Origin of the sequence: Micromonospora sp. C51, from assembly GCF_018070435.1 — a bacterium.
Classification (GTDB): Bacteria; Actinomycetota; Actinomycetes; order Mycobacteriales; family Micromonosporaceae; genus Micromonospora; species Micromonospora sediminimaris.
On sequence record NZ_JAGPXQ010000009.1, the window covers coordinates 46339 to 63477 of the forward strand.

15 protein-coding genes are annotated in these 17139 nt (G+C 71.9%); 12 read left to right on the forward strand and 3 right to left on the reverse strand.

Going from position 1 to position 17139, the window contains the following annotated elements:
- The 5 genes from KBX50_RS12820 (at nt 1) to dapB (ending at nt 6327) form a co-directional block, all read left to right on the forward strand.
- Nucleotides 1–930, forward strand: a complete 930-nt coding sequence (locus KBX50_RS12820; RefSeq protein ID WP_210937253.1) for a bifunctional riboflavin kinase/FAD synthetase — start codon at nt 1–3, stop codon at nt 928–930.
- Between the two features lie 193 nt (nt 931–1123).
- Nucleotides 1124–1393: a 30S ribosomal protein S15 gene (rpsO, locus tag KBX50_RS12825; protein ID WP_013732184.1), complete on the forward strand. Its 270-nt coding sequence runs from the start codon at nt 1124–1126 to the stop codon at nt 1391–1393.
- Between the two features lie 221 nt (nt 1394–1614).
- Nucleotides 1615–3981, forward strand: a complete 2367-nt coding sequence (locus tag KBX50_RS12830; RefSeq protein ID WP_210937254.1) for a polyribonucleotide nucleotidyltransferase — start codon at nt 1615–1617, stop codon at nt 3979–3981.
- Nucleotides 3982–4181: 200 nt separating this feature from the next.
- Nucleotides 4182–5480, forward strand: coding sequence for a pitrilysin family protein (locus KBX50_RS12835; RefSeq protein WP_307870940.1), 1299 nt, complete (start codon nt 4182–4184; stop codon nt 5478–5480).
- Between the two features lie 73 nt (nt 5481–5553).
- Complete coding sequence (gene dapB / locus KBX50_RS12840; protein WP_210937256.1) at nt 5554–6327, forward strand: 4-hydroxy-tetrahydrodipicolinate reductase; 774 nt, start codon at nt 5554–5556, stop codon at nt 6325–6327.
- 30 nt (nt 6328–6357) lie between these two features.
- On the opposite strand, the gene KBX50_RS12845 is transcribed toward dapB, so the two are convergent.
- Nucleotides 6358–6939, reverse strand: coding sequence for a GNAT family N-acetyltransferase (locus tag KBX50_RS12845; RefSeq protein WP_210937257.1), 582 nt, complete (start codon nt 6937–6939; stop codon nt 6358–6360).
- Between the two features lie 35 nt (nt 6940–6974).
- On the opposite strand from KBX50_RS12845, the gene KBX50_RS12850 reads away from it, so the two are divergent.
- On the forward strand, nt 6975–8261 hold the full coding sequence (locus KBX50_RS12850; RefSeq protein WP_210937381.1) for a glycosyltransferase family 87 protein: 1287 nt from the start codon (nt 6975–6977) through the stop codon (nt 8259–8261).
- On the opposite strand, the gene KBX50_RS12855 is transcribed toward KBX50_RS12850, so the two are convergent.
- On the reverse strand, nt 8157–8711 hold the full coding sequence (locus tag KBX50_RS12855) for a GNAT family N-acetyltransferase (protein WP_210937258.1): 555 nt from the start codon (nt 8709–8711) through the stop codon (nt 8157–8159). The genes KBX50_RS12850 and KBX50_RS12855 overlap by 105 nt on opposite strands.
- A 78-nt stretch (nt 8712–8789) precedes the next feature.
- Here KBX50_RS12855 and KBX50_RS12860 point away from each other — a divergent pair, with 78 nt between their 5' ends.
- From KBX50_RS12860 to KBX50_RS12885, 6 genes are all read left to right on the forward strand, one after another.
- Nucleotides 8790–10019 (forward strand): winged helix-turn-helix domain-containing protein, encoded by a 1230-nt coding sequence (locus tag KBX50_RS12860; protein ID WP_210937259.1) that lies wholly within the window; start codon nt 8790–8792, stop codon nt 10017–10019.
- On the forward strand, nt 10016–10633 hold the full coding sequence (locus tag KBX50_RS12865) for a DUF2752 domain-containing protein (protein ID WP_374224616.1): 618 nt from the start codon (nt 10016–10018) through the stop codon (nt 10631–10633). The genes KBX50_RS12860 and KBX50_RS12865 overlap by 4 nt, the downstream gene beginning before the upstream one ends.
- 62 nt (nt 10634–10695) lie before the next feature.
- Nucleotides 10696–11439: an FAD-dependent thymidylate synthase gene (thyX, locus tag KBX50_RS12870; RefSeq protein ID WP_210937383.1), complete on the forward strand. Its 744-nt coding sequence runs from the start codon at nt 10696–10698 to the stop codon at nt 11437–11439.
- 78 nt (nt 11440–11517) lie between these two features.
- The gene (gene dapA, locus KBX50_RS12875) at nt 11518–12444 is read left to right on the forward strand and encodes a 4-hydroxy-tetrahydrodipicolinate synthase (RefSeq protein WP_210937260.1); all 927 of its coding nucleotides are present in this window, start codon (nt 11518–11520) and stop codon (nt 12442–12444) included.
- Nucleotides 12445–12496: 52 nt separating this feature from the next.
- Nucleotides 12497–14188 (forward strand): ribonuclease J, encoded by a 1692-nt coding sequence (locus tag KBX50_RS12880; RefSeq protein ID WP_210937261.1) that lies wholly within the window; start codon nt 12497–12499, stop codon nt 14186–14188.
- A 166-nt stretch (nt 14189–14354) separates the two neighbouring features.
- Nucleotides 14355–15539 (forward strand): S1 family peptidase, encoded by a 1185-nt coding sequence (locus tag KBX50_RS12885; protein ID WP_210937262.1) that lies wholly within the window; start codon nt 14355–14357, stop codon nt 15537–15539.
- Nucleotides 15540–15582: 43 nt separating this feature from the next.
- Here the strand turns inward: KBX50_RS12885 and KBX50_RS12890 are convergent, their stop codons facing one another.
- Complete coding sequence (locus tag KBX50_RS12890) at nt 15583–17121, reverse strand: YbjN domain-containing protein (RefSeq protein ID WP_210937384.1); 1539 nt, start codon at nt 17119–17121, stop codon at nt 15583–15585.
- Nucleotides 17122–17139 lie beyond the last annotated feature (18 nt).

A 17139-nucleotide genomic window follows, 5' to 3' on the forward strand; every position in this document is an offset into this window, starting at 1 on the left:
ATGCAGCGGTGGCGGGGGTACGACGCGGCGCCCGGTGGCTGGGGACGGTCGGTCGTCACCATCGGCGTCTTCGACGGTGTGCACAAGGGGCATCAGGCGACCATCGGGCATGCCGTGGACCGCGCCCGTGAACTCGGCGTGCAGTCGGTGGTGGTCACCTTCGACCCGCACCCGGCCGAGGTCGTGCGGCCGGGTTCCCATCCGGCCGTGCTGACCGAGCCGTCCCGCAAGGCGGAGCTGATCGAGGCCCTCGGGGCGGACGTGCTCTGTGTGATCCCGTTCACGCCCGAGGTCTCCCGGTTGTCGGCCGAGGCGTTCGTGCACGACGTGCTGGTCGAGCACCTGCACGCCGCGCTCGTGGTGGTGGGCGAGAACTTCCGGTTCGGCCACCGGGCCGCCGGTGACGTGGCGTTGCTGGAGCGGCTCGGTCGCACCTTCGGCTTCGCCGTCGAGGGAGCTCCGCTGGTCGCCGCGGCCGGCACGGTCTTCTCCTCGACGTACATCAGATCCTGCGTCGACGCGGGCGACGTGACCGCGGCGGCCGACGCGCTGGGCCGCCCCCACCGGCTGGAGGGTGTGGTGGTCCGCGGTGACCAGCGTGGGCGGGAACTCGGCTATCCGACCGCGAACCTGCTCTGTCACCGGCACGCGGCGGTCCCGGCCGACGGCGTCTACGCCGCCCGGATGATCCGTCGGGGTCGGCGGCAGCCGCTCGCCGCCGCCGTGTCGATCGGTACGAACCCGACCTTCTCCGGCCGGGAGCGCCGAGTCGAGGCGTACGTGCTGGACTTCGACGGCGACCTCTACGGCGAGCGGCTGGCGCTGGATTTCGTGGCGCATCTGCGCGGGCAGACCCGCTTCGATTCGATCGAGCCGCTGATCGCCCAGATCGCCCAGGACGTCGAGCGGACCCGCCGGGTGCTGGGCTGACCCGTCACCGACCCGCCCGTGGCCCTTGACCGGCCCGGTCGGGTGGGTGCTGGTAGGCTGGCTGAGACGTCGGCTGACCGACGTGGGGCCTCGCCTGCCTGCTCGACGCCGCGGGTGCGAGGACCGTCCGTCACCGGTGCCGTAGCCCGGCCCGACGGACCGCATCGAGACAACCCACCAGAACAGGGAGAACATGGCGCTCGACCAGCAGGCAAAGGCCAAGATCCGCGAGGAGTACGCGACCGCCGAGGGTGACACCGGGTCGCCCGAGGTGCAGGTCGCGGTCCTCACCAAGCGGATCGCCGATCTCACCGAGCACCTGAAGGTGCACAAGCACGACCACCACAGCCGCCGTGGGCTGCTGCTGCTGGTCGGCCGTCGCCGCCGGTTGCTCAACTACGTTCAGAAGAAGGACATCAACCGCTACCGGTCGCTCATCGAGCGGCTCGGCCTGCGCCGGTGACGTGACGGGGGAGTGGCCCACCAGGTCACTCCCCCGTCGGCGTCCCAACCGAGAAACGGGCCACGACCACCCAGACAAGGGAGCGTCGGCGTACCGGTCTCCGGTAGTGGCCTCCGGGCACCCTGGCATCCCGCCGGTGGTCCCGGGCGCTTCGATCGAAGACCGGCCGTCCGCACCGCTCCCGCGTCGTGGCCCCCGATGCGAAGGAGCATTGAAGCAGCATGACCGAGACCAAACTCGGCACCGAAACCCGCACCGCCGTGATCGACAACGGGTCGTTCGGCACCCGTGAGATCACCTTCTCGACCGGCCGACTGGCCCGACAGGCCGCCGGGTCCGTCACGGCCCAGCTCGGCGAGACGGTCGTCCTCTCCGCCACCACCGCCGGTAAGCAGCCGAAGGAGCAGTTCGACTTCTTCCCGCTGACTGTCGACGTCGAGGAGCGGATGTACGCCGCGGGCCGCATCCCCGGCTCGTTCTTCCGCCGCGAGGGTCGGCCCAGCGAGGACGCCATCCTCACCTGCCGACTGATCGACCGGCCGCTGCGCCCGTCGTTCGTCAAGGGCCTGCGCAACGAGGTCCAGGTCGTCGAGACGATCCTCGCGCTCGACCCGCAGCACCCGTACGACGTGGTCGCGATCAACGCCGCGTCGATGTCGACCAAGCTGTCCGGCCTGCCGTTCTCCGGCCCGATCGGGGCCACCCGGATGGCCCACGTGGACGGCCAGTGGGTCGCCTTCCCGACCCACGAGGAGCTGGCCCGGGCCACCTTCGACATGGTGGTGGCCGGCCGGTCCCTGCCCGACGGCGACGTCGCGATCATGATGGTCGAGGCGGAGGCCACCGAGCACACCGTGAAGCTGGTCGCCGGCGGGGCGCCCGCACCGACCGAGGAGGTCGTGGCCAGCGGCCTGGAGGCCGCCAAGCCTGCCATCCGCGAGCTGTGCCGGGCACAGAGCGAGCTGGCCGAGGTCGCCGCCAAGCCGGTCGCGGAGTTCCCGGTCTTCCTGGACTACCAGGACGACGCGTACGACGCGGTCGCCGAACTGGCCCGCGCCGACGTCGCCGAGGCCCTGCAGATCGCCGGCAAGGCCGACCGCGAGGGGGCCCTGGACGCGATCAAGCTGCGGGTCCACGAGGAACTCGGCGCCCGCTTCGAGGGCCGGGAGAAGGAGCTCTCCGCTGCCTTCCGCTCGCTGACCAAGTCCGAGGTACGCAGCCGGGTGCTGCGCGAGCAGGTCCGCATCGACGGTCGGGGTCCGCGTGACATCCGCCCGCTGAGCGCCGAGGTGGGCGTGCTGCCCCGGGTGCACGGCTCGGCGCTGTTCGAGCGCGGCGAGACCCAGATCCTCGGCGTCACCACGCTCAACATGCTGCGTATGGAGCAGGCGCTGGACACCCTCTCCCCGGAGAAGTCCAAGCGCTACATGCACAACTACAACTTCCCGCCGTACTCCACCGGTGAGACCGGCCGGGTCGGCTCGCCGAAGCGCCGCGAGATCGGGCACGGTGCCCTCGCGGAGCGGGCGCTGATCCCGGTGCTGCCCTCGCGGGAGGAGTTCCCGTACGCCATCCGGCAGGTCTCCGAGGCGCTCGGCTCCAACGGCTCCACCTCGATGGGCTCGGTCTGCGCCTCGACGCTGGGCCTGCTCAGCGCCGGTGTGCCGCTGAAGGCGCCGGTCGCCGGCATCGCCATGGGCCTCATCTCCGACGAGGTCGACGGCAAGACCCAGTACGTCACGCTTACCGACATCCTCGGTGCCGAGGACGCCTTCGGTGACATGGACTTCAAGGTCGCCGGCACCCGCGACTTCGTCACCGCGTTGCAGCTCGACACCAAGCTCGACGGCATCCCGTCCGACGTGCTGGCCGCCGCCCTCCAGCAGGCCCACGAGGCGCGGCAGACCATCCTCGACGTGATGCAGCGGGCGATCGAGGCACCGGCCGAGATGTCCGACTACGCGCCGCGGGTCACCACGGTCAAGATCCCGGTCGACAAGATCGGCATGGTGATCGGCCCGAAGGGTCAGACCATCAACGCCATCCAGGACGAGACCGGCGCCGAGATCTCCATCGAGGACGACGGCACCATCTACGTCGGCGCGACCAACGGCCCGTCGGCACAGGCCGCGGTCGAGCGGATCAACGCGATCGCCAACCCGACCCTGCCCAAGATGGGTGACCGGTTCCTCGGCACGGTGGTGAAGACCGCTCCGTTCGGCGCGTTCGTCTCGCTGCTGCCGGGCCGCGACGGCCTGCTGCACATCTCCAAGGTGGGCGACGGCAAGCGGGTCGAGAAGGTTGAGGACTTCCTCAACGTCGGTGACCGGGTCGAGGTCGAGATCGCCGACATCGACCAGCGCGGCAAGATCTACCTGGACAAGGTCCGCCCGGAGGGCGCCGAGGCACCGGCCGCCGCAGCCGGCGAGGAGCGGCCCGCCGGCCGTGACCGGGGTGGCGACCGGGGTCCGCGTGACCGGGGCGACCGCGAGCGCGGTGGCGACCGGGGCGCTCGTGGCCCGGAGCGTGGCGAAGGTGGCGAGGGTGGCGGCGACAACCGTCCCCGACGCCGTACCCGGCACAGCTGACACGTGAACCGCTGACCGGCCGGGCGACACCGTCGCCCGGCCGGTTCGTCAACTCATCCGCCCTCTCGTCGTACTGGAAGCAGGTGGCCGTGACCCGGACCCGGCATTCGTCTTTTCTCGGGGCTCGACCGGGGCCGACGCCGCGGGCCGGTCGTTCGACCACCGCGACCGCTCGGGCCGCCGGTGGGTCGACCCGGGCGGTGACCCGGACCCTGAGCGACGATCCGCTGGGCGGCACGGTACGCCGCACGGTGCTGCCGAACGGGCTGCGCGTACTGACCGAGGCGATTCCGGCCATGCGCAGCGTCTCGTTCGGCGTCTGGGTGGCGGTCGGCTCCCGGGACGAGACCGGTCCGCAGGCCGGTGCCGCCCACTTCCTGGAACACCTGCTGTTCAAGGGCACCCACAAGCGGAACGCGATGGAGATCTCCTCGGCGATCGAGGCGGTGGGCGGCGAGACCAACGCCTTCACCACGAAGGAGTACACCTGCTACTACGCCCGGGTGCTGGACGAGGACCTCCCCCTGGCCATCGACGTGATGTGCGACCTGGTCGCCGACTCGGTGCTGGAGCCGGCGGACGTGGAGACCGAGCGTGGCGTGATCCTCGAAGAGATCGCCATGCACGACGACGAACCCGGCGACGAGGTGCACGACCTGTTCGCCCAGGCGGTCTACGGTGACCATCCGTTGGGCCGGCTGATCTCCGGCACCGCGGATACCGTCACCCCGATGACCCGGCGGCAGATCCAGAGCTTCTACCGGCGACGCTACGTCGCGCCCCAGATCGTCATCGCCGCCGCCGGCAACCTCGACCACGCCGCCGTGGTGCGGCTGGTCCGCCAGGCGCTGCGGGGCACTCCGCTGGACACCGATCCGGCGGCGCCCGCGCCGCAGCGGCCGGCCACCCCGGGCGTACGCACCCGGGCCGCCGCCACGGTGGTGGAGGAGAAGGAGACCGAGCAGGCGCACATCATGCTGGGCTGTCCGGGCATCGATCGGCTCGACGAGCGCCGCTTCGCCCTCGGCGTGCTGAACAACGTGCTCGGCGGGGGCATGTCCAGCCGGCTCTTCCAGGAGATCCGGGAGCGGCGTGGCCTCGCCTACTCCGTCTACTCCTATGCCAGCCAGTACGCCGACAGCGGCCTGTTCGGCGTCTACGCCGGCTGCGCCCCGGGACGGGTCGACGAGGTGCTGGAGCTGACCCGGGCCGAGTTGGCGCGTACCGCCGCGCACGGCATCACCGAGGCGGAGCTGGCCCGGGGCAAGGGGATGAGCAAGGGCTCGTTCGTGCTCGGCCTGGAGGACACCGGCTCCCGGATGAGCCGCCTGGCCAAGGGCGAACTACTCTACGGAGACCTGGTGCCGGTCAACGAACTGCTCGACCGGGTCGACGCGGTCACTCTCGACGATGTCAACGCCCTCGCCGCCGAGCTGCTGGACCGGCCGATGTCCCTCGCCGTCGTCGGCCCGTTCGCCGGCCGGGACTTCAGCGCCTGACCCTTTCGGCCGACCGGATGGGCGCGGTGCACCCCCGGGGTGTCCACGTCCTGATTGGGATAGGTTGTGCCGCGTGACTGACGAGCAGGAGAAGGCCAACCCCGAGTCGATCAAGGTCGGCGTGCTGGGCGCCGGCGGCCGGATGGGTGCCGAGGTGTGCCGGGCCGTCGAGGCGGCCGCCGACATGAAACTGGTGGCGACCGTCGACCAGGACGACTGGCTGGTCGACGCCGCCGAGGCGGGGGCGGAGGTGCTCGTCGACTTCACCACTCCCGACGTCGTGCTGGACAACCTGCGCTGGTGCATCGACCAGGGCATCCACGCGGTGGTCGGCACCAGTGGCTTCACCGAGCAGCGGATCGAGAAGGTACGCGGCTGGCTGGCCGACCGGCCCGACGTGGGTGTCGTGATCGCCCCCAACTTCGGTCTCGGTGCGGTGCTGATGATGCAGTTCGCCGCGCGCGCCGCCCGCTACTTCGAGTCGGTCGAGATCATCGAGCAGCACCATCCGCGCAAGCTCGACGCGCCCAGCGGCACCGCCATGCACACGGCGCGCCTGGTCGCGGCGGCCCGCGCCGAGGCCGGCCTCGGTCCGGCACCGGACGCCACCAAGGACGAGATCGCCGGTGCCCGGGGTGCCGACGTCGACGGGGTACGCGTGCACGCCGTGCGGGCCACCGGGCTGGTCGCCCACCAGGAGGTGCTCTTCGGCGCCACCGGCGAGACCCTGACCATCCGGCACGACTCGTACGACCGGGTCTCGTTCATGCCCGGCGTGCTGCTCGCGGTACGCGCGGTGCGGAACCGCCCGGGCCTGACCCTCGGCCTGGACGCCCTGCTCGACTGAGTTGCGGCCGAGACGGGCCGGACGGGCCGGTCAGCCGGCCTGGGGCGGTTCGGTGGGGACGGCGACGTGCAGGCGCAGCTGGGGGACCAGCATGTCGTCGACGTCCAGCGCGCGTCCCGCGCCGTCGGGCTCCCAGCCGGCGGTGGTGAGGAACTTCCGGGAAGCCTGGTCTCCCTCGAACACCCACGCCACCGCCCGGTCGAAGCCGGACTCCCGCCACAGGTCGACGCTGGCGGCGAGCAGGCGGGAGCCGTGCCCGCGCCGGCCCCACCGGGGCTCGACCAGCAGGTCGGTCACCGCCACCACGTCGGCGCCGAGCGCGTTGGCCGGTTCGTTGGGGGCCAGTGCCTCGGCGTCGGCCGGACCGGAGGCGGCGAAGCCCACCAGATACGATTGCTCGGCCTGTTCGACGGCGACCAGCACCCGGTGGGTGTCGCTCGGCGGCTGGCGCACCGAGGCGTCCCAGCGTTCGGCCAGCGACGCCTCATCGAGGCCGTCCAGCACCTCCCTGGGCAGCAGTCGCCGGTAGGCGACCCGCCAGGTGGCGAGCTGGATGCGGGCGATCTCGGCGGCGTCCTCCGGACGCGCCGGGCGGACGTACCCGAGACTCATGGCACGACAGCCTACGCAGGGTGAGGGAGGCGACGGTGGCGCAGGGTGCCAGGCGGACGGTCGGACAGGTCGCCGCGGTGATCGTGCTCGCCGTCGCGGTGGCCGGGTTCCTGTCCGTGGCGGCCGTCCGGCACGGCTTCTTCGACCTGCAGGTGTACCGGGGCGCCCTGGTCTGGTGGGTGCACGACGGCGGGGAGATCTACGACTACCTCAAGCCCGGCACCCAGTACGGCTTCACGTACCCGCCGTTCGCCGCCCTGGTGATGCTGCCGATGGCGTACCTGTCCTGGCATGCGGCGATCGTGGTGAGCGTGGCGGCCGGCGTGGTGACCAGCGCGGTGCTGATCTGGTGGCTGCTGGATCCGGTGTCCCGGCGCGCCGGCTGGACCCGCTGGTTCGCCTTCGCGGTGGCGCTGTGCCTGGTCGCCGCCTTCGAACCGATGCGCGAGACGATCAACTTCGGTCAGGTCAACACGCTGCTGCTCTTCCTGGTGGCGGTGGATCTGCTCCGACTGCTGCCGGGTGGCAGCAGATGGGCCGGGATCGGCATCGGGCTGGCCACCGCGATCAAGCTCACGCCGGGCATCTTCATCGTCTACCTGCTGGTGACCGGGCGCTGGCGCGCGGCGGTGACCGCCTCGGGCACCGCGACCGCCGCGACCGTCCTGGCCGCGGCGCTGTTCCCGGACGCCTCCCGGGAGTTCTGGACCAGCGCCCTGTGGAACACCGGGCGCGTCGGCGAGTTGGCCTTCGTCTCCAACCAGTCGCTGCGGGGCGTGGTGGCCCGGCTGGACCCGGAGAACCCCAGCACGCTGGCCTGGCTACTGCTGGTCGCCGCGACGCTGGTGCTCTGGGCGTGGCGGTCCCGGGTCGCGGCGTCCGTGGGCGACGAGGCCACCGGGCTGGCCCTGACCGGCGCGGTGATGTGCCTGGTCAGCCCGGTCACCTGGGTGCATCACCTGGTCTGGCTGCTGCCGGGCCTGCTGCTGCTGGTGGACCGGGGCATGGCCGCGCGACCGGGCGGTCGCCGACGTCGGGTCCTGCTGGCCTGCGCGACCATCGGGTACGCATTCCTGATCAGCCGGATCGTCTGGGCGTGGGAGAAGGACTTCACCGGTCTCGACGGTTTCCTGTTCGGCAACACCTACGTCTGGATCAGCCTGGCGTTGCTGGCCTTCCTGCCGGTGCGTCCGGCCGCACCCCGTTCGCCGTCGGATTCAGCTGCCGTCGAGTCGGCCGGTGTACCGCAACTCGACCAGCCCGATCGCCGGTCGCCCTCCGGACAGCGGCACCGGATAGGTCGACCGCTCACCGTCCGGTGACAACCCGGCCCGCTCGTAGAACCGGCGGGCCCGGTCGTTGTCCGCCAGCACCCAGAGCCGGTACTCCGTCCAGCCGGACTCGCGCAGGCCCGTCCGGGCCGCCGCGAACAGGGCCCGAGCGGTGCCGTCACCCCAGTTCTCGGGCATGACGTAGAGGCTCACCACCTCGCCGTACGCCGGGTCGAGGTCGCCGCGATCCTGGTTGTTGCGGTACGGCCCGAAGGTGGCGAACCCGACGAGTGTGCCGTGCTTCTCGGCGAGCAACGTGGTGAACGGGTGATCCGGCTCGGCGGTGCCGAGGGCCCGGCGGCGCTGTGCCCAGGCGACCGGGTTGAGTCGGTTCAGCACCTCGTCAGGCATGATCCCGGCGTAGCCGGCCTGCCAGCCGCGGACATGCACCCGGGCCACCGCCTCGGCGTCGTCGGGCTGCTCACGGCGGATGCTGGGCATGGAAGTAGTTCTAGGCCGCCGGGGCGGGCAGGTCCAGTGTCCGCACCGATGTCGTACGCCTGTCGTAGCCTGCCTGCGATGGCCGCACCGGAATCGCTCTCGCTCGCCCAGGCCCGCCGCGTCGCGTTGGCCGCGCAGGGCTTCGCCGATCCGGCGCCCACCGGGGCGCCCACCCGCCGCCACCTGCGTCGGGTGCTCGACCGGGTCGGGTTGATCCAGATGGATTCGGTGAACGTGCTGCAACGGGCGCACTACCTGCCGCTCTACAGCCGGCTCGGGCCCTACCCCACCACGCTGCTCGACTCCGCCGCCTACCGCCGTCCCCGTGAGTTGTTCGAGTACTGGGGGCACGAGGCGTCGTTGGTGCCGGTCGCCCTGCATCCCGCGCTGCGCTGGCGGATGGCCCGGGCACACACCGACGCCTGGGGCGGGATGCGCCGCATCGTCGCCGAGCAGCCCGCCCTGGTCGCCTGGGTACGCGACGAGGTGGCCGCCCGGGGCCCGCTGACCGTCGCCGAGATCGAGCACGACGTACCCCGACAGACCGGGAACTGGGGGTGGAACTGGTCGGCGGTGAAACAGGCCCTGGAATACCTCTTCTGGGCCGGCGAGGTGTGCGCGGCACAGCGCACCAGCTCCTTCGCCCGCCGTTACGACCTGCCGGAGCGGGTGCTACCGGCGGAGGTGTTGGCCGCGCCGACGCCGACCGACGCGCAGGCCCACCGCACGCTGGTGGGCATCGCCGCCCGGTCGCTCGGAGTGGCCTCGGAGCCGGAGTTGCGCGACTATTTCCGGCTGCCGGTGGCCGGTGCGCGGCAGGCCATCGCCGAGCTGGTCGAGGCGGGGGAGCTGCGACCGGTCACGGTCCAGGGGTGGCGGCAGCCCGCCTGGTTGCACGCCGAGGCCCGGCTGCCCCGCTGGGTACGCGGCAACGGCCTGGTGAGCCCCTTCGACCCGCTGGTCTGGGAACGTGCCCGCACCGAGCGGCTGTTCGACTTCAGCTACCGCATCGAGATCTACGTGCCCGCGCCGCAACGCGTGTACGGCTACTACGTGCTGCCGTTCCGCCAGGGCGAGCGCTTCACCGCCCGGGTCGACCTGAAGGCGGACCGCAAGTCCGGGGTGCTGCTGGTGCCGGCCGCCTGGGTGGAGCCGGGCGTCGACCCGGGGGAGACGGCGATCGCCCTGGCGGCCGAGCTGTACCGGCTGGCCGGCTGGCTCGGCCTGGACACGGTCGCGCCACCGGCCGCCGGTGACCTCGCGGCACCGCTGGCCGCCGCGCTGGTGGGCGTGGCCGGTGTACGGTGAGGCTCGTGACGAGCGTTGACCGACCGGACGCCCAGCCGCAGACCGACCTGTACGGCGAGCACCCACATGGTCGCCTGGACGCCGGTCACCCGTCCGGTGGGCCGGCGGGCGCCGCGCAGCAGGGCGACTGGCCGACGGGATACCCAGCCGGTTATCCGGTGGTCGAGTCCGACCGGCTCACCCGGTTCGTGACCCGGATGCACGCTCGCACGCCGCGCTGGGTGGTGCCGTTGGCTGCGGTCGGCTGTGTCGCCGCCGGCATCGGGTACACGCTGCTCAGCGATCCCACCCGCTCCGCGCCCGATGCCCTGCCGACCTGCCTGCTCAAGCTGACCACCGGGCTGGACTGCCCGGGGTGCGGCGGCACCCGTGCCCTCTGGTACGTGCTGCACGCCGATCTGCCGGCCGCCGCCCGCCACCACTTCCTCTTCGTCTTCGCGCTGCCCTTCCTGGCGTACCTCTTCGTCGCCTGGGCCGGTCGGCAGGCGTTCGGTTGGCGGCTTCCCGAGCTACGCATCGGCCCGAAGCTGGTCGGCGGATTCCTCGCCGCCTGGCTCGCCTTCTCGGTGGTCCGCAACCTGCCCTGGCCCCCGTTCACCGCCCTCTACGTCTAGCGGCCGGACCGGCGTTTTCTGGTCGTCGGTGGGTCTCGGCTACAGTCCCAGGAATGCCGGAGATGGTGCAGCCCCAGGTCAGGTTGATCGCGTGGACCCAGTTCGACCCGCCGGAGGACGTGCCGTGGTCGACCGATGCCGACGGGGGGCAGGCGCTCGCGGAGTTCGCCGGGCGGGCCTGCTACCAGAGTTGGAAGAAGCCGAATCCGGCGACGGCCACCAACGCCGGCTACCTGGCGCACATTCTGGAGGTCGGGCACCTCTCGGTGCTGGAGCACGGCTCGGTGAGCTTCTACTTCACCGGCGTGTCCCGCTCGTTCACCCATGAGCTGATCCGGCACCGGCACTTCTCGTACTCGCAGCTGTCGCAGCGGTACGTGCCGGAGCGGGACGCCGCGATGGTGGAGCCGACCGTCATCGCCGAGGACCCGGAGCTGCACAAGCGGTTCGTCGAGGCTGCCGAGGCCAGCGTACGGGCCTACAACGACCTGCTGGAGGGGCTGGAGCGGCGCTTCGCCGACGTGGCGAACCCGACCCTGCGGCGCAAGCAGGCCCGCCAGGCGGCCCGCGCGGTGCTGCCGAACGCCACCGAGACCCGCATCGTGGTGACGGGCAACTACCGGGCCTGGCGGCACTTCGTCGGGATGCGCGCCACCGAGCACGCCGACGTGGAGATCCGTGAGCTGGCGGTGGAGTGCCTCCGGCAGTTGCAGCGGGTGGCGCCGAACGTCTTCGCCGACTTCACCATCTCGACGCTGCCCGACGGCACGGAGGTGGCGCAGAGCCCGTACGCCCAGGTGCCTTGACGGGCGTCGGGCCGCCCGCCCGGGGGTGCTGAGCCCTTCCCCGGTGGCCGGCCGTCGGCCGTCCGATAGGTTGTCACCATGACGCACGACCACCTCGACGCTCCGGTGCGAACGGCCTCCCGTCCGTTCGGCCGGGTGCTCACGGCCATGGTGACCCCGTTCACCGCCGACGGGGCGCTCGACCTCGACGGCGCGGCACGGCTGGCGGATCATCTGGTCGCGGAGCAGGGCAACGACGCGTTGGTGGTCAACGGCACCACCGGCGAGTCACCGACCACCACCGACGCCGAGAAGGAACGTCTGATCCGGGTCGTGGTGGAGGCTGTCGGCGACCGGGCCCGGGTGGTGGCGGGAGTCGGCACCAACGACACCCGGCACACCATCGAGCTGGCGACCTCCGCGGAGAAGGCCGGTGCTCACGGGCTGCTGGTGGTCACGCCGTACTACAACAAGCCGCCGCAGGCCGGTCTGCTACGCCACTTCACCGAGGTGGCCGACGCCACCGGGCTGCCGGTGATGCTCTACGACATCCCGCACCGCTCCGGTGTGGCGATCGAGACCGAGACCCTGGTCCAGCTCGCCGAGCACGGCCGCATCGTCGCGGTCAAGGACGCCAAGGGCGATCTGACGGCGACGAGTTGGGTGACCAGCCGGGCCGAGCTGGCGTACTACAGCGGCGAGGACGCGCTCACCCTGCCTGCCCTGGCCGTCGGCTGCGTCGGCGTGGTGGGCACCTCCACGCACTTCACCGGCGCCGAGACCAAGCGGATGATCGAGGCGTACGACACGGGGGACACGGCAACCGCACTGACACTGCACCGCCGCCTGCTACCGCTGTACACGGGGATCTTCCGTACCCAGGGTGTGATCCTGGTCAAGGCTGGCCTGGCGGCACGGGGCCTGCCGGGCGGGCCGGTCCGTCCACCGCTGGTGGACGCCACCGATGGCGAGATCGCCCAGCTGCGCGCCGACTGCGCGGCGGCGGGCCTACCGCTCCCTGAATGATCAAACGACACGACGGACGCCGGGTGACGGCGTCGCAGAATGAGGTGAACGCGTGACCGAGGCGCACAACGAGGAGGCCCAACTTCCACCGCCGCTGCCGGAGGGCGGACTGCGGATCATACCGCTCGGCGGGCTCGGCGCCATCGGCCGGAACATGACCGTCTTCGAGTACGACGGCAAGCTGCTGGTCGTCGACTGCGGCGTGCTCTTTCCGGACGTGGAGCAGCCCGGTGTCGACCTGATCCTGCCGGACTTCGGCCCGATCCTCGACCGGCTCAACGACATCCAGGCGATCGTGCTGACGCACGGCCACGAGGACCACATCGGTGCGGTGCCCTACCTGCTCGCACACAAGCCCGACATCCCGCTGGTCGGCTCGCAGTTCACCCTCGCGCTGGTGGAGGCGAAGCTGGCCGAGCGGCGCATCCAGCCGTACACGCTGACCGTGCGGGAGGGCGGCCGGGAGCGACTCGGCCCGTTCGAGTGTGAGTTCTTCGCCGTGAACCACTCGATTCCCGACGCGCTCGCGGTGGCCATCCGGACCCCGGCCGGGCTGGTGCTGCACACCGGCGACTTCAAGATGGACCAGTTGCCGCTGGACGGCCGGATCACCGACCTGGCCGGCTTCGCCCGGCTCGGTGCCGAGGGCGTGGACCTGCTGCTGTCGGACTCCACCAACGCGGAGATTCCGGGCTTCGTCACACCCGAACGGGAGATCGGCCCGGTCCTCGATTCGATCTTCGCCAAGGCTCGGGGCCGGATCATCGTCGCCTCGTTCGCCTCCCACGTGCACCGGGTGCAACAGGTCTTCGACTCGGCCACCGAGCACGGTCGCAAGGTCGCCCTGATCGGCCGGTCGATGGTCCGCAACATGGGCATCGCGCGGGATCTGGGTCTGTTGAACATCCCGCCCGGCCTGGTCGTCGGCCTCGACGAGGCGACCTCGATGCCGCCCGAGCAGATCGTGCTGATGTCCACCGGTTCGCAGGGCGAGCCGATGAGTGCCCTGGGACGGATGGCCAGCGGTGATCACCGGCACATCACCATCGCACCCGGTGACACGGTGGTGCTCGCCTCGTCGCTGGTGCCGGGGAACGAGACCTCCGTCTACCGGGTGATCAACCGGCTGGCCCGGGCCGGTGCCGTGGTCGTGCACAAGGACGTGGCCAAGGTGCACGTCTCCGGGCACGCCCCGGCCGGGGAACTGCTCTACCTGCTCAACGTGGTCCGGCCCAGCAATCTGATGCCGGTGCACGGTGAGTGGCGACACCTGCGCGCGCACGCCCGACTGGGTATCGAGTCCGGCGTGGCAGCGGACCGGGTGGTGCTCTGCGAGGACGGCGACGTGGTCGACCTGGTCGAGGGGCGGGCCAGCCTGGTGGGGCACGTCAAGAGCCGCTACGTCTACGTCGACGGCCTGGCCGTCGGCGACGTCAGCGAGTCACTGCTCACCGAGCGGCGCATCCTCGGCGACGGTGGCTTCATCGCCGCGACCGTCGTGGTGGACTCGGTCACCGGCAAGGTGGTCGCCGGCCCGACCGTCTCGGCCAAGGGGTTCTCCGAGGACCTGGGAGCCTTCAACGCGGTGATCCCGCTGGTGACCGAGGCGCTCAACCGGGCCGCTGCGGACGGGATCACCGACCCGCACCAGCTCCAGCAGATCGTCCGGCGCACCGTGGGGCGCTGGGTCAATGACGCGTACCGTCGTCGCCCGATGATCGTTCCCACCGTCGTCGAGGTCTGACCACCGGGCGTACCGGACCGATTTCGATGGGCCACCACCCCTGGCGGGTGGTGGCCCATCGGCGTCAGCAAATCGATTAGTCGGTGGGTGGGTTCAACCGGTCGAGCGTTTTGCCCGTACTCCGAGCCGGCAGGCGTAACCGCGCCAGCCGGGAGGAGCATGGCGGATGGACCGCAGACGATTGACAGCCATCGGTGTCGTGGTGGCGGCTCTGGGCGCGGCGACGGCGGTCGCCCTGCCGTCGTTCGCCGGTGACGGTGGCGCGCCGGTCGGCGCACCGACCAGCGGGGCCGTGGAGGGCGTCGACCCGGACGTGGTCGAGGCGATGCGCCGGGACCTGCGGCTGGACGAGGCGCAGGTGGCTGCTCGGCTGAAGACCGAACGCTGGGCCTCCGGGGTGGTCGACCAGCTCCGGGCGGACCTCGGCGGGGCCTACGGCGGCAGCTGGCTCAGCGCCGACGGCAGCGAGCTCAACGTGGCGGTCGCCGACGCGGCACAGGCGCAGCGGGTCCGGGCCGCCGGGGCGGTCCCGAAGGTGGTCGAGCGTGGGGTGCGTCAGCTCGACACCCTCAAGACGCGGATGGACCGTACCGCCGCCCGCGCCCAGCAGGTCTCCGGCTGGTACGTCGACGTCGCCGACAACACCGTCGTGGTCCTCGCGCAGCCGGGCGCGGAAGCGGCCGGGTGGCGTTTCGTGGCCCGCGCCGGGGTGCCGCGGACCGCGGTGCGGATGGCCACCGAGGAACAGCCACGCCTCTTCGCCGACGTACGCGGCGGCGAGCCGTACTTCATCGGCAGCGGCCGTTGCTCGGTCGGCTTCGCGGTGGCCGGCGGTTTCGTCACCGCGGGCCACTGCGGACAGGTCGGCGACCGCACCACCGGCGCCGACCGGGCACCGCAGGGCGTCTTCCGGGCCTCGTCGTTCCCCGGTGACGACTGGGCCTTCGTGCAGGTCAACAACAACACCCGGGTGCTGCCGGAGGTGACCGACTTCCGGGGTGGGGTGGCCCGGGTGGCCGGTTCGCAGGAGGTGCCGGTCGGTTCGTCGATCTGCCGCTCCGGCTCCACCACCGGGGTCAGCTGCGGCACGGTCCAGGCCCGCAACGCCACCGTCCGCTACCCGGAAGGTCTGGTCGGCGGTTTGGTGCGGACCAACGTCTGCGCCGAGCCCGGTGACTCCGGTGGCTCGTGGATCTCGGGCAACCAGGCGCAGGGCGTGACCTCCGGTGGATCTGGCGACTGCGTCCGCGGTGGGACCACGTTCTACCAGCCGGTCAACGAGATCCTCCAGCGCAACAACCTGACCCTGCTCACCACGCGGAATTTCCGCGCCCTGAGCAGCCGGCGCTGATCGGCCGCGATCCCGGCCGGGTCCGCGCCCGGCCGGGATCGAGTCAGGGCAGGGCGGCGACCGCCGCCGCGTACGCGACGCCGGTGCGGACGGCGGCGTCGACCAGCACCGCGACCTGATCCGGGGCGACACCGTACGCCAGGTCGGTGGTCACCTCGCCGGCCAGCACCAGCTCACCGTCGCCCGGATCATGCACGTACGCCTTGGGGAGCAGCCGGTCCCGGTTCCAGGCGTTGCAGAAGGCGTACGCCTCCGTGCGCCGGGTCGCCGCCAGCCGACGCCCGGCCACCACCCGAGCGTGCAGGATGTCGTGGCGTTCTCCGGCCCGCCGGAACTGGATCACCGCGTCACTCCACCGTCCCAGCACCGTGCCGGCGGCATCGACGGTGTACCCGTCACCCCGTCGGTCCAGCACATCGGTGATCATCGTCACCGTCAGCGCACCGATCTCGTTCACGGCCAGCTCGGTGGTGTCGCCGTCCGGTCCCGGCAGGTCGTCGGGGCCGGGTGCCCCAGCTGGCCCGAACTCGTCGGCCGACTCGAACTCCTCTTCGGCCGGCAACGGCACCGGCGGGACGAGCGGACGCTCGGCCAGCCAGGCGGCGATCCGGCCGGACTGGTGCCCGGTGCCGTTGCGAGCGTCGAAGCTACCGGCCAGCGTGGTCGCGACGGCGAGCAGTTCAGCGCCGAGCTGACCCACCGTGACCTCGGCGGCCGGCCGTCCACCGTATGCCGGTCGGTGGACCGCCCGACCGGTGGCCGTCTCGCCCGCCAGCGCGCAGACCAGCGCCCCCGCCGCGGCGAACTCCATCACGGACAGGTCCTCGTGCGGTCGGTCCAGGCGGGGCAACTGCTCGACGACGATCTCCACACCGCGGTCGAGATGCCCACCCAGCGCACAGAAACGCAGGTGGGTGGCGAGATGGCCGAACCCGTCGGGTTCCGTCCGGTGTCGCCGGTACGCCCGTACGTGCGCGTGACCCGCCCGCCGCGCGTGGCCTGCCCGCAGCCAGGGCAGCAGCGCCGCGGTCAGGGCCGCCTCCGGCTGGGCGGTGCAGCCGGCCTGCGCGTCGAGCAATGGATCGAGCACGTCGAGCGCCGCAGCCCAGTCGCCCCAGCCGGCCAGCAGTTCCGCCTGCCGTACCGGCAGGCAGTCGGCGCACCCGGCGGCCGGATCGGGTGCGCCGACCCGCCACCGTGCCAGCCAGCGTCGGGCGGCGGGCTCGTCGCCCACGTGATCGGCGATCCGGCACCGCAGCTGCGCCACCAGCGCCGCGTTCGCCTCGCCGCCTTCCTCGGTGAGCCCGTTCAGGACGCCGCGAGCCTGGTCCAGGCTGATGCGGGGAGTGCCGAGCAGCGCCTCGACGGCGTACCGCCGATAGCGGCGCAGCGTGTCGTCGTCCGGCTCCGCTGCCCGCAGGCAACGCCGGACCGGCTCGAACAGCCGCCACCGTTCGCCGCCGCGCAGGTGTGTCTCCACCAGCTCGGACCAGGCGTGCAGCGCGGTACGCCGATCGCCGTCCGCCTCGGCGAGAGCGGCGACCCGTTCCAACTCGCTGACGCGCACCTCGCCGTCGGGCATGTCCCTCGCGTCGGCGAG